Genomic DNA, 12,088 nt, shown 5'->3' with positions numbered 1-12,088 from the left:
ATCCCGGGCGGGGGGCGTCCGGACGGCAACACAGGGGGAACTGTGTGGGAAGGGTTCAGGGGACATGGACATCCGTGGTATCGACCACATCGAACTCTACGTGGGGGACGCCCGGCAGGCGGCCTTCTACTTCAGTACCGCCGTCGGCTTCGAGATCTGCGGCCAGGGTGGCCCGGAGACCGGGCTGGCGGGGCAGCGTTCACTGCTGCTCTGTCACGGCGACATCCGGTTGCTGCTCACCTCCGGGCTGAGCGCCGAGCACCCGGCGGCGAGGTACGTGCAACGCCACGGTGACGGCATCGCGGTCGTCGCGGTCGAGGTCGACGACGTCGCGGCCGCGTACGCCGAGCTGGTGGGTCGGGGCGCGACCGGGGTGACGCCACCGACCACCGTCACCGGCGCGAACGCCGAGGTGGTGACCGCCGAGGTCGACGGCTTCGCCGACGTGCGACACCGGCTGGTGCAGCGCCGGGGCGACCGGGGCGAGTTCCTGCCCGGCGCCATCACACCGACACCATCCACGGTCGACGGGCACCCGCCGGTGCTCGCCGAGATCGACCACCTGGCGGTCTGCGTGCCACCCGACCAGCTCGACGAGACGGTCCGGCACTTCGAGACGCTGTTCGACTTCGCGCAGATCTTCGAGGAGCACATCGAGGTCGGCGGGCAGGGGATGAACTCGAAGGTGGTGCAGAGCCCGTCCGGGCGGGTCACCGTCGTGCTGCTCGAACCGGACCGCACCCGGCGGCCGGGGCAGATCGACGCGTTCCTCGACCAGCACGCCGGTGGTGGGGTGCAGCACCTGGGGCTGCGCACCGACGACATCGTCGGCGCGGTGGAGGCGCTGGGGCGGCGCGGGGTGCGCTTCGCGGGCACCCCCGGCAGCTACTACGACTCCCTGGAGGCGCGGGTCGGTGCGGTGGACGCGCCGCTGGACCGGCTACGCGAGCTGGGTGTGCTCGTCGACTCCGACCACGACGGCCAGCTGTTGCAGATCTTCGCCGAGTCGATGCACGTTCGCCGCACGCTCTTCCTGGAGCTGATCGAGCGGCGCGGTGCGCGCGGCTTCGGCAGCGGCAACATCAAGGCGCTCTACGAGGCCAAGGAACGGGAACTGGCCGCCGTGGCGGTCGCACCACAGGAGGTGGGGGCGTGAGGTTCACCGCCGAGGAGCAGGCTCTGCTGCCCTCCGACGACGACGTGCGGCACTACGCCGAGCACGGCTGGTATCTGTCGAAGAAGCTCTTCACCGACGACGAGGTGGACGCCCTCGCCGCCGCCACGCAGCGCTACTACGACGGCGAGCGGGACCGCCGGCTGCCGGTGCGTCCACCGAAGCTGGCCTACTGGGAGCCATCCAGAGGGCCGGTGCAGCGGCACAACGACTACGTCCACCACGAACACGACGGCCTCGGCGCGATCCTGCGCAAGCCGCTGATCGGCGCGGTCGCCGCGCGGCTGGCCCAGGCCGACGAGATCCGCGTCTTCCAGTCCACGCTGATCTACAAGCCGCCGATCTCCGGCGAGCCGAGCAACATCGTGCCCTGGCACTTCGACAAGCACTACTGGGCGTCGTCGTCGTCGGAGAAGATGCTCACCGCGTTCATCCCCTTCCACGACTGCGGGGAGGAGATGGGCACCATCACGATGGTCGACGGGTCGCACCGGTGGAAGGAGATCGGTGCCGACGACACCGTGGTGCGGCACTTCGCCGACCGGGACCGCAGCCAGCTGGAGGAGATGCTGGCCGAGAACGCGGCACACAACGGCGCAGAGATCCGCAAGATCCCGATGGTGATCCCCAAGGGACACCTGAGTTTCCACCACTGCCGCACCTACCACGGCAGCGGCCCGAACGTCAGCGGTCGCCCCCGCCAGGCGATCTCGCTGCACCTGCAGGACGGCGACAACGCCTGGCGGGAGTATCCGCTCTCCGACGGCACACTCGCCGCGTACAACCACGACGTGCTGGTCCGCCGCACCCACGACGGGCGGCCGGACTACGCGGACCCCGACTACTGCCCGGTCATCTGGCGCCACCGCGCCCAGCAGGGAGGCTGACATGTCACGGTACGACTGGGGTAAGACGCACCCGGGGATCGAGCGACTGGAGCGGGCGGTGACCGACCGGCGTGACGCCGTGGTCGAGCACCCGCTCTACGCCAACCTGGACACCCACGAGGCGTTGGTCACCTTCATGGAGCACCACGTCTTCGCGGTCTGGGACTTCATGTCCCTGCTGAAGTCGTTGCAGCGGCAGCTGACCTGCGTCACCGTGCCGTGGATCCCGACCGGCCCGACCGGCAGCCGCCGCCTCATCAACGACATCGTGATGGTGGAGGAGAGCGACGAGCTGGGCGGGGGCTACATCAGCCACTTCGAGCTGTACGTGCAGGGCATGCGGGAGGCCGGCGCGGACACCACGGCCGTGGACGCTCTCGTCGACCTGCTGCGCGCCGGTCGGCCGGTCACCGAGGCGCTCACCGAGGCCGGGGTGCCGGAGGCGTCGGCGAGGTTCGCCGGCACGACCTGGCAGATCATCGAGTCGACCCCGGTGCACTGCCAGGCAGCGGCGTTCGCGTTCGGTCGGGAGGACCTGATCCCGGACATGTTCACGCAGGTCGTCTCGGTCAACGAGCGCAGCAACCGGCTGCACACGTTCGTCGACTACCTGGAGCGGCACATCGAGGTCGACGGCGAGCAGCACACCCCGATGGCCATGCAGATGCTCGCCGACCTGTGCGGCGACGACGACACCAAGTGGCAGGAGTGCGCCGACACCGTCAACACCGCGCTGGCCGCCCGGTCCCGTTTCTGGGACGACATCCTGGCCACCATCAAGGGGCCGGCGTGACCGACGCCGACCAGGTCCGGCTCTACCGCACGGTCCGGCTGATCCGCCGGTTCGAGGAGCGGGCGGTGGAGCTGGTCCACGGTGGGCAGATCGTCGGCGGCATCCACCCGTACCTGGGTCAGGAGGGGATCGCCGCCGGTGTGTGCGCCGCGCTGGGTGTCGACGACGTGATCGCCGGCACCCACCGCGGGCACGGGCACGTCCTGGCGCGCGGCGCGGACCCGGCCCGGATGCTCGCCGAGCTGTGCGGCCGGGTCACCGGCCTCAACGCCGGCCGGGGCGGTTCGATGCACGCCGCGGACTTCAGCCTCGGCGTGCTCGGCGCCAACGCGATCGTCGGCGCCTCCGGGGCGATCATCACGGGCGCGGTCTGGGCCCACCGTCGCTGGGGGCGCGACACCGTCGGGGTGAGCTTCTTCGGTGACGGCGCGGTCAACGAGGGGATGCTGCTGGAGGCGTTCAACCTGGCCGCGCTCTGGCGGGTGCCGGTGCTGTTCGTCTGCGAGAACAACGGCTACGCCACCACCATGCCGGTCACCGGCGCGGTGGCCGGCAGCATCGAAGGCCGGGCCGCCGCGTTCGGCATCCCGGCCGTCCAGGTCGACGGCCAGGACCCCGAGACGGTACGCATCGCCGCGGCCGCCGCCGTCGAGCGGATGCGCGCCGGCGGCGGCCCCGAGCTGATCGAGGCCCGCACCTACCGCTTCGACGTCCACCACACCTTCGAACACGCGGTACGCCTCGACTACCGCCCGCCCGACGAGGTGACCCGTGGCCGGGTCCGGGACCCGGTGCGCATCCAGGGCGAACGCCTCACCGACACCGACCGCGCCGCCGTGGACGCCGAGGTCGAGGCGACCCTCGACGCGGCGGTGCGGTTCGCCCTGGCCAGCCCGGAGCCCGACCCGGCCGACGCGTTGGCCCACCTGTACGCCAGCGGCATGACCGCCCGCACCGGAGGTGGTTGAGGTGCCCCGACTGTCGTACCGCCGGGCACTGACCCGGGCCCTCGCCGACGAGCTGGCCCGCGACGAGGCGGTGTTCCTGCTCGGAGAGGACATCCAGGTCGGCGCGTCGCTGGTGACCACCGGCCTGGCCAAGCGCTTCGGGACCGAGCGGGTACGCGACACCCCCCTGTCCGAGCAGGCGTTCACCAGCTTCGCCACCGGGGCGGCGCTGGCCGGGCTACGGCCGGTGCTCGAGTTCCAGATCCCGTCGCTGCTGTACCTGGTCTTCGAACAGATCGTCAACCACGCGCACAAGTTCCCCCTGATGACCGGCGGTCAGTGCGCCGTGCCCGTCACCTACCTGGTGCCCGGCTCCGGTTCACGTACCGGCTGGGCCGGGCAGCACTCCGACCACCCGTACAGCCTCTTCGCCCACGTCGGCGTGGTCACCGTCGTGCCGGCCACCCCGGCCGACGCGTACGGGCTGCTGGTCACCGCGATCCGCCACGACGACCCGGTGGTGGTGTTCGCCCCCGCCGGTGCCATGGACACGCGGGAGGACGTCGACGACCTGGTGCCGGTGCCGCTGGGTCGGGGCCGGATCCACCGATTCGGCGACGACGTCACCGTGGTCGCGGTCGGGCACCTGGTGCACGACGCGCTCGCGGTCGCCGAGGAGTTGGCCGACCAGGTGTCGGTGGAGGTGTTCGACCCGCGCACGGTGTACCCGTTCGACATCGACGGGTTGACCGAGTCGGTGGCCCGCACCGGGCGGCTCGTGGTCGTCGACGACGCCAACCGCTCCTGCGGCATCGCCGCCGAGATCATCGCCTCGGTGGTGGAACGGGTCCGGCTGCTCGCCCCGCCGCGCCGCGTCACCCGCCCGGACGGGGCGGTGCTGCCGTTCGCACCCGCGCTGGACCGGGCCGTCCAGCCCGGTCGGGACCAGCTCGCCACCGCCATCCACCTGACCATGAAGGACGGATCATGATCGACCCGAACTACGCGTGGCCGGCGGCCGACCAGGCCTGGACCGAGCTGCCGGAGCCGGCCCGCCGCGCCATGGTGGCCAGTGGGACGGCGGCCTGGGAGCGGGTCTTCCACGGCCGGGCCACCTACAACAAGCAGTGGCGGTTGGCCCGACCCCCGGTGCTCGACGCCGACGCCTGGCGGGAGCTGAACGAGGTCTGCGACCGGCTCGCCCAACTGATCCTCGACGCCTGCCGTCGTCGGGTGGACACCGCCGGTGAGTTGCGCCGGCTCCTCGGCGTACCGGCGGGGGAGACCCGGCTGCTGGACGAGTCGGAGGTGCTGACCGAGGCACTGCTGGCCGCGTACCGCCCGGATGTGATCTTCTCCGCGGGGGTGCCGAAGTTCGTCGAGTACAACATCGACAGCAGCCTCGGCGGCGGGTTCGACGCTGACACCGTCATCCAGCGGTTCGCGCAGCTCTACCGGGAGCAGGGCATCCTGGACGGCCTGCCGGTACGGGCGGCGGCGTCGCTGCTGGACCAGCGGTTCGTGGCGATCCGCGAGGAGCTGCGGTTGCCCGATGGTGCCCGGGTGGCACTGCTGATGGACTTCGACTCGGACTACCCGGGCCTGGACGACCCGGAGACGTTCATCCGGATCCTCGACCCACTGGCCGTACGGGCCCGGGACTTCGGCATCGACCTGGTCATCGCGCCGGTATCCACCGCCACCCTGGACGCGGACAATCGGCTGGTGGTCGACGGCAGGCCGGTCGATGCGCTGTTCCGGCTGTTCGTGCCGAACCGGGTCACCCCGACCGCCGGCCTGGACGCGGTGGCCGGTGCGCTGACCGCCGGCACGCTGCCGATGTTCGTCTCGGCGTCGGCCTGGCTGCTCGGCAACAAGACCACGTTCGCTTGGCTGTGGGAGGACGTGGACGGGCTGCCCGCCGACGACCAGGCGCTGATCCGTCGGCACGTGCCGTTCACGGTGCCGTTGACCGCCGCGGTGCTCGACCGAGCGATCGCCGAGCAGGCGGAGCTGGTGGCGAAACCGGCCGACGGCTCAGCCGGGCACGGCGTGCTGCTCGGCCCGGAACTGAGCCCGGAAGACTGGGCCGGCGGCCTGCGCGCCGCCGTCGACCAAGGCGGCGCGATCCTGCAGGAATACCTACCGACCGACCGGGTGCCGATGGACTTCGTGCAGATCGAGACGGGGGAGACGGTCACGGCCGACGTCCCGTATTCGCTCGCCCCGTACCTGTTCGGCCGCCGGGCCTCCGGTGCCCTGGCCCGGGTGGGCTACCCCGGCTGCGACGGAATCCTCAACCTGGCCCACGGGGTCCTCCTAACAGGAATCCTCCTCCACAACTAACCCGGTCCCACCCCACCCTTCTCGCGTCGATCATGAAGTTGTTGTCACGACACGCGGCAGTCGGTGGCGATAACTTCATGATCAACGGGGCGGGTTGAGGTGGGTGGACAGGCGGCGGAGGGTTTCTGCCGCTGCTATGGCGTCGCTGCGGGCGCTGCCGTGGCGGCCGTCGGTGCTGTAGAGGGTCGGGTCCGCCGTCAGCGGGTGGTCGGTCAGGTGCACGTGGACGGTGTTCAGCCGTTCGGCCAGCCCTGCCGTGTGTGCGGACAGGCGGCGCATCCGTTGCCCGAGGCCGGCCCGTACGTGCTCGGGCACCGCCGGGCTGTGCGAGACGTCGAACATGCCCACGGTGATCACGTCTGCGCCGGCCCCGCGCAGGGCGCTGATCATCGCGGTCAGCTCTTCGTCCACCGCGTCCGCGTCGTACGCCGGGTGAAAGGCGTCGTTGCCACCACAGACGACCAGCGCCAGATCCGGCGCGAAGGCCAGCGCCGGCGCGAGCTGGGAGGCCCGCACCTGGTGCGCGCGCAGCCCGCGTCGACCCAGGTTCCGGTACGCCAGCCCGGGGCGTACGCCCGTCAACTCGGCGGCGATCCGGTCGACCCACTGCACGTCCGGGTAGCCCGGCGTCGGCTCGCACATGCCCTCCACGACGCTGTCGCCGAGCGCCACGAACCGTCGCCACGGATGCCCGCGCAGCAGCTCGGCGGCCTCGCCGGAGCGGAGGCAGTACGGATCCGTCGATTCGGTGAGCGTCGATGGCATGCCGGCACGCTAACCGACCGGCGGGTCACCCGGCCAGGACCGGCGCAGCCCGTAAGCCTCGCCGCGAATGGCTGGCGCTGTCGGATTGGCGTCGCCGGGGTGGTGGCGTCGGCGGGCCGGGGCGGGGCGTTGGCACCGACGGGTCACGATGGGCGGTGAGCCGACATCGCGTGAAAGCCTGGGCCTGACCTGGGCGGATCCCTGGGACGAGGGAGGTGGCCCCCGGTGCTCAGTTCGTTCCTCCAGGCCCTCGCGTCAAAACTGGTCGAGGAGATCCTCAAGCTGCTGGTCGAGTGGCTGGCGCCGAAGGCGCTGCGGTCCGTGCCGCACCGCGCCTCGCCGAACTGCCCCCGCTGCGGCGGGTACGGCGTCCGCCGCTGGGCCCCCGGCGGCATGTGGTTGTTCCTGCCGTCCCTGCTGGCCTTCGCATGGGGCTTCGGGTTCACCCTGCTCGGGTTGCCGGTGGTCGTACTCATGATGGTCGCCGTGGTGGTGTCGGACGGCGTCGGCGGAGTGCTGCCCGCCCTGCTCGCGCCGCTCGGTCTCCTGGTCCCCGCCACCCTCATGATCGCGGGCGCGTTCGGCCTGGCCCACTACCACAGCTACCCACCGAAGTGGTGCGCCCGCTGCCACGGCCGGTGGCCGCGGCGCGAGCGGGACGAATACCTGCGGGCGTCGGCTCCGGTGTTGACCTGCGGTTGCGGTCAACGGCTGCGCGTTCCCCGCACGGCCGCCGGGGCCCGACTGCGCTGCCCCCGCTGCCGCACTGAACACCCCGTCCCATCCCCAGCCAACCGCTAACAAGCCCCAGCCCGCCCCCCCCACAGCGAGGGCGGGCTGTCACCACGCACGACCGCCGCGCCACGACCGCCGCGCCGATCTTGCAGTTTCGGTCGCCGAGATGCGTGGAATGCCCCCTACGTCGAGGCAGCAACTGCAAGATCGCGGAAGGGGGCAGTCCGGCTGCGGTCGATCATGGAGGTGTGGTGCCCGATGTGGCGCTATTGCGGTTACTTTGTCGCCCACCACAACTCCATGATCGGCGAGGTAGGGCGGGGTGGGGCGGGTTGACGAACGGCCGGTTTGCTCCGGTGCGCCGAGGCTCGCCACCTTAGCGGTCGCTTTCTTCGCGCTCAGCGGGCCACGCTGTGCTCGGCGAGGAGTTCGCCGAGCACGTGCCGGGCGTCGGCGGCCTTGGCCGGGTCCTGGTCGTCCAGGGTGATCAGCGCCTTCCACAGCGCCCAGCCTCGTCCCCTCGCCCAGGTGGCCTCGTCGAGGCCGAGCGCGTCGTGGAAGACGGCCCGGCTGGGGCCGTGCAGCAGGGTCCAGGCGATCACCGTGTCGCAGGCGGGGTCGCCCACGCCGGAGCAGCCGAAGTCGATGACGGAGGCGAGCCGGCCGTCGCGGACCAGCAGGTTGCCGAACGCGACGTCGCCGTGGAACCAGACCGGCGTCCCGGCCCAGGTGGCGTCGAGCGCTGCCTGCCAGATGCCGGTGACCGTGTCGGCGGGCAGGCGCTCCCGGTGCGCGTCGATCGCCGCCCGGGTCTCCGCGTCGTACGTGGACAGTGGACCGCCCCGCCACGCGCTGTGCAGGCCGGGCGCCGGGCCGTCGGTGGTGTCGACGGCGCGCAGGGCGCGCAGGAAGGCGGCGAGGTCGGTGGCGAACCGGGTCAGGTCGTTGATCCGCTCACCTCGGGCGGTCCGCCCGTCGATCCACCGGTAGACCGACCACGGGTACGGGTATCCGTCCCCAGGTCGGCCGTACGCCAGCGGGGTGGGGATCTCCACCGGCAGTCGTGGCGCGAGCACCGGCAACCACCGCTGCTCCTTGGCGACCTGCGGGGCGTACCCCGCGCCGCTGGGCAGCCGCACGCTCATCTCCTCGCCCAGGTGGAACGTGCGGTTGTCCCAGCCGCCGGCCTCCACCGGACGTACCGGCAGGTGTGCCCACCGCGGGAACTGCTCGGCCACCAGACGGCGAACCAGAGCGACGTCGATCCGGTCGTCCACCACGTCGTCGGTGTGCGGTACGTCGGGTGAGTGCTCTGCGCTCATCCGTCCGAGCCTGCGGGCGCCACCGGTCACCCGCAACCGATTTGCGCCGTGCCCGGGACCGGTCCTGCCGGCGCTCGGGACAGGCGTGGGAAACGAGCGTGGGAAGCGGGCGAGCCTGGCCGCACCTCAACTGCCACCTTTGCTCTGCTTCAACCGACGCTACAGTGACGCCCCGAAAGTGTTGCCTGGGGTGAAGCAGAGCAAAGGTGGTGCACCGACACGGCGGTGGTGCACCGGGGGCGGCTGGCCAGCGTCAGGTCAGCGCGTGGCGGTGGGGGTGGACGGCGTCGGTGTCTCCGCCTCTGATGCCCGGGTCACCAGCGGGAACGCGCTGACCACCAGGCACGCCGCCGCCATGCCCAGCAGAGCGGGCGTGAGTCCCAGGGCGTCCACCGACCAACCGCCGAGCAGCGCGCCGACCGGTAGCCCGACGAAGGCCACGGAGCCGGAGATGCCGATCACCCGGGTCTGCAACTCCGCCGGCACCCGTTCATAGAGCGCCGCCCCGAGCAGCGGGTTGACCGCCGCGATGCCGATTCCGGACAGGAACGTCACCACGAGCACCATCGGCAGTTCGTCGCTGATCGCCAGCGCCACCAGCCGGGGTGTGCCGGCGACCAGTGCCCCGACCAGGAACGTCAGCCGGCGGGGCAGTCGGGTCCCGAGCGCGGTGAACAGCACGTTGCCCAGCAGCGCGCCCGCGGAGAACGCCGCGAGCACCAGGCCGAGCCCGCTCGGGCCGTGCAGTTCCCGGGCGACCCACACCGGGATGTAGACGGCCACGCTGGCGTTGGCCACCATGTTCAGCGCCGAGACGACGATCAGCATGCCGAGCAGCGGCCGGTCCCGACCGAGGTAGCTGAAGCCGCCGCGGAGCGCGCGTAGGTAGCTCTCCGGCTGGGCGGGCTGCGACGGGGCGGCCGGCGGGCGGACCAGGACGCCGATCAGTAGTGCGCAGACGCCGAAACTGGCCGCGTCGATGAGGATCGCCTCGGTCACCCCGAACGCCGCGATCAGCAGGCCGCCCACGGCGGCGCCGAACAGGGTGACCACCCGGCTCAGCCCGTCGTACGCGGAGGTCAGCCGGATCAGCGGCACCCCGGCGGCCTGCGCGGCCGGCCGGAACATCACGTGCTTCACCCGGTCCCCGATGCCCCGCAGCGCACCGGCCACCGCGACGAGCGCCACCAGCGGGGCGAAACCCAACCACGGGGTCAGCGCGACGACGACCATGGCCACCGCGCTACCCGCGTCGCAGATGATCGAGGTGCGGCGCAGGCCGATCCGGTCCGCCCATGGTGTCCCCAACGCGCTGGACAGCAGGTACGGCAGAGTCTCCGCGAACGCGACAAGGCCCATCTTGGTGGGGCTGCCAGTGGTGACCAGCACCAGCCACGGGATGGTCACCACCGAGATGCGGGTGCCCAGGTTGGAGATCAGGTCCGCGCTGACCAGGACGACCAGTTGCCGGCGGGGGGTCACGCCCCGACCGCCGCCCGACGCGCGGCGTACCGGTCGCGGAGGGCCCGCTTGTCCACCTTCACCGAGCGGTTCACCGGCAGTCGGTCGGTGAACTCCACCCCGGCCGGCGCCCACATCTCGTTGAGTTCGGCGGTGACCAGGTCGATCAGCTCCGCCCCGGTGACCGTCGCGCCCGGCGCGACCACCACGTACGCGTACGGGACCTCGCCGACCGTCTCGTCCGGTACGCCGATCACGGCGGCGGCCCGCACCTGTGGATGCCCGGCCAACACGTCCTCGATCGGGCGGCAGAAGATCGCCCAGTTCCGCCGATGCGTGACGATCATGTCGTGCGCCCGGTCGACCAGGTAGAGGTAGCCGTCGTCGTCGAGGTGGCCGATGTCGCGGGTACGCACCCAGCCGTCGACGAGCGTCTGCGCGGTCAGCTCGGGCTGGCCGTGGTAGCCGGCGAAGCTCAGCCGGGTCTGCACCCACACCTCGCCGTCGCGGCCCGTCGGCAGCACGGTGCCGTCGTCGGCGCGGATCTCGATGCGCACGTCGCCGTAGGGTCGCCCGCAGGAGCGCAGCCGCTCCGGGTGCTCCGGATCGTCGGTCAGCCCGGGCAGTGCGGTGATCACGACGGCCTCGCTGAGGCCGTACACGAGTCGCAGCACCGGGCCGAAACGCGCGATGGCCTGGCGCAGCCGGGCGGGTGCGGCGGGACCGGCGCCCACGTTGAACATGAACATGGCGGAGAAATCCGCGCCGACCAGCGCCGGGTGGTCCAGCACCTCGTAGAGCATCGGCGGGGTGACGAAGGTCGAGTTGATCCGTTCCCGCTGGACGGTGTCCACGAAGGCCACCGGGTCCCAGTCGTCGCGCAGGAACAGCACCCCACCGGTGAACAGGTTGAACAGTGTGGTGATCTGACCGCTGGCCAGCCACATCGGCGAGTGCGACAGGTGCCGCAGCAGTGGAAACCCGGCGGCGCGGAAGTCGGCGGCCAGGGCGAGGATCTGGGCGTAGAAACTCTCCCGGTGGTGGACCAGCTTGGGGCTGCCGGTGGTGCCACTGGTCTGCAGGAACGACTCCGGCGCCGGCACGGACACCGGCAACGCGACCGGATCGTCGGGGCCGACGGCGGTGAGGTCCGGGCCGGCGCCGCCCGCGCCCAGGCAGCACACCGGAGTGCCGGGCAGGGCGGCGGCCAACTCCGGGCCCAGGCTGGCCCGGTCCCGGGCGTCGTAGACGAGGGCGTCGGGACGGGCCAACCGGATGAACTCGTCGACCTCCCGGCGGGCGGTCACCGGGGCGACCCACATCGTCCGGCAGCCGATCAGGTGCAGAGCGAGCTGAAGCAGCGGGCCCTCCACCGCGTTCGCCACGGTCACGAGCACCGCCGCGCCGGGCCGTACGCCGTGTCGGGTGAGCGTCGCGGCCATCGCCCGGATCTGCGCGGCGGCCTCGGTGTAGGTGAGCCGGCGTCCCGCGCCGACCAACGCCTCCCGGTCACCGAAGTCGGCGAAGAGGTCCAGCACCCTGTCCACGTAGGTCGTCGTGTGCCCGGGTCCGTCAGTCATCCGGCAGCCCCCATTCGAGAAAGCGGCGAATCCCGTGTGGCGCCGGTGACGACGCGACGGTGGCGCACCTGGGCGACC

General features: G+C 71.8%; 11 protein-coding genes. 7 read left to right on the top strand and 4 right to left on the bottom strand.

Going from position 1 to position 12,088, the window contains the following annotated elements; translation table 11 throughout:
• The first annotated feature begins 64 nt into the window (after positions 1-64).
• The 6 genes from hppD to PCA76_RS17355 are packed head-to-tail and all read left to right on the top strand — an operon-like array spanning position 65 to position 6,147.
• Positions 65-1,156 carry a 4-hydroxyphenylpyruvate dioxygenase gene (hppD, locus tag PCA76_RS17380; protein WP_272611478.1) on the top strand — a complete coding sequence of 364 codons (1,092 nt, stop codon included), beginning with the start codon at positions 65-67 and terminating at the stop codon, positions 1,154-1,156.
• Positions 1,153-2,061 carry a phytanoyl-CoA dioxygenase family protein gene (locus tag PCA76_RS17375; protein WP_272611477.1) on the top strand — a complete coding sequence of 303 codons (909 nt, stop codon included), beginning with the start codon at positions 1,153-1,155 and terminating at the stop codon, positions 2,059-2,061. The genes hppD and PCA76_RS17375 overlap by 4 nt, the downstream gene beginning before the upstream one ends.
• A gap of 1 nt (position 2,062) precedes the next feature.
• Entirely contained in the window at positions 2,063-2,854 is a 792-nt protein-coding gene (locus PCA76_RS17370) for a DUF3050 domain-containing protein (RefSeq protein ID WP_272611476.1), read from the top strand.
• Positions 2,851-3,822, top strand: coding sequence for a thiamine pyrophosphate-dependent dehydrogenase E1 component subunit alpha (locus PCA76_RS17365; protein ID WP_272611475.1), 972 nt, complete (start codon positions 2,851-2,853; stop codon positions 3,820-3,822). The genes PCA76_RS17370 and PCA76_RS17365 overlap by 4 nt, the downstream gene beginning before the upstream one ends.
• Position 3,823: 1 nt before the next feature.
• On the top strand, positions 3,824-4,792 hold the full coding sequence (locus tag PCA76_RS17360; protein WP_272611474.1) for an alpha-ketoacid dehydrogenase subunit beta: 969 nt from the start codon (positions 3,824-3,826) through the stop codon (positions 4,790-4,792).
• Positions 4,789-6,147 carry a hypothetical protein gene (locus PCA76_RS17355; RefSeq protein ID WP_272611473.1) on the top strand — a complete coding sequence of 453 codons (1,359 nt, stop codon included), beginning with the start codon at positions 4,789-4,791 and terminating at the stop codon, positions 6,145-6,147. Before PCA76_RS17360 ends, PCA76_RS17355 begins: the two co-directional genes overlap by 4 nt.
• Positions 6,148-6,228: 81 nt before the next feature.
• Here PCA76_RS17355 and PCA76_RS17350 read toward each other — a convergent pair whose 3' ends face one another.
• Positions 6,229-6,912 (bottom strand): SGNH/GDSL hydrolase family protein, encoded by a 684-nt coding sequence (locus tag PCA76_RS17350; protein WP_272611472.1) that lies wholly within the window; start codon positions 6,910-6,912, stop codon positions 6,229-6,231.
• A gap of 225 nt (positions 6,913-7,137) precedes the next feature.
• On the opposite strand from PCA76_RS17350, the gene PCA76_RS17345 reads away from it, so the two are divergent.
• Positions 7,138-7,713: a hypothetical protein gene (locus tag PCA76_RS17345; RefSeq protein WP_272611471.1), complete on the top strand. Its 576-nt coding sequence runs from the start codon at positions 7,138-7,140 to the stop codon at positions 7,711-7,713.
• A gap of 332 nt (positions 7,714-8,045) precedes the next feature.
• On the opposite strand, the gene PCA76_RS17340 is transcribed toward PCA76_RS17345, so the two are convergent.
• From PCA76_RS17340 to PCA76_RS17330, 3 genes are all read right to left on the bottom strand, one after another.
• A complete protein-coding gene (locus PCA76_RS17340; protein ID WP_272611470.1) occupies positions 8,046-8,969 on the bottom strand; it encodes an aminoglycoside phosphotransferase family protein in 924 nt (307 codons plus the stop codon).
• A gap of 258 nt (positions 8,970-9,227) precedes the next feature.
• Positions 9,228-10,451 carry an MFS transporter gene (locus PCA76_RS17335; RefSeq protein WP_272611469.1) on the bottom strand — a complete coding sequence of 408 codons (1,224 nt, stop codon included), beginning with the start codon at positions 10,449-10,451 and terminating at the stop codon, positions 9,228-9,230.
• Positions 10,448-12,010: an AMP-binding protein gene (locus tag PCA76_RS17330; protein ID WP_272611468.1), complete on the bottom strand. Its 1,563-nt coding sequence runs from the start codon at positions 12,008-12,010 to the stop codon at positions 10,448-10,450. The genes PCA76_RS17335 and PCA76_RS17330 overlap by 4 nt, the downstream gene beginning before the upstream one ends.
• Positions 12,011-12,088 lie beyond the last annotated feature (78 nt).

This window comes from Micromonospora sp. LH3U1 (assembly GCF_028475105.1).
Taxonomy (GTDB): domain Bacteria; phylum Actinomycetota; class Actinomycetes; order Mycobacteriales; family Micromonosporaceae; genus Micromonospora.
This window is presented reverse-complemented; position numbering and strand designations above follow the sequence as displayed.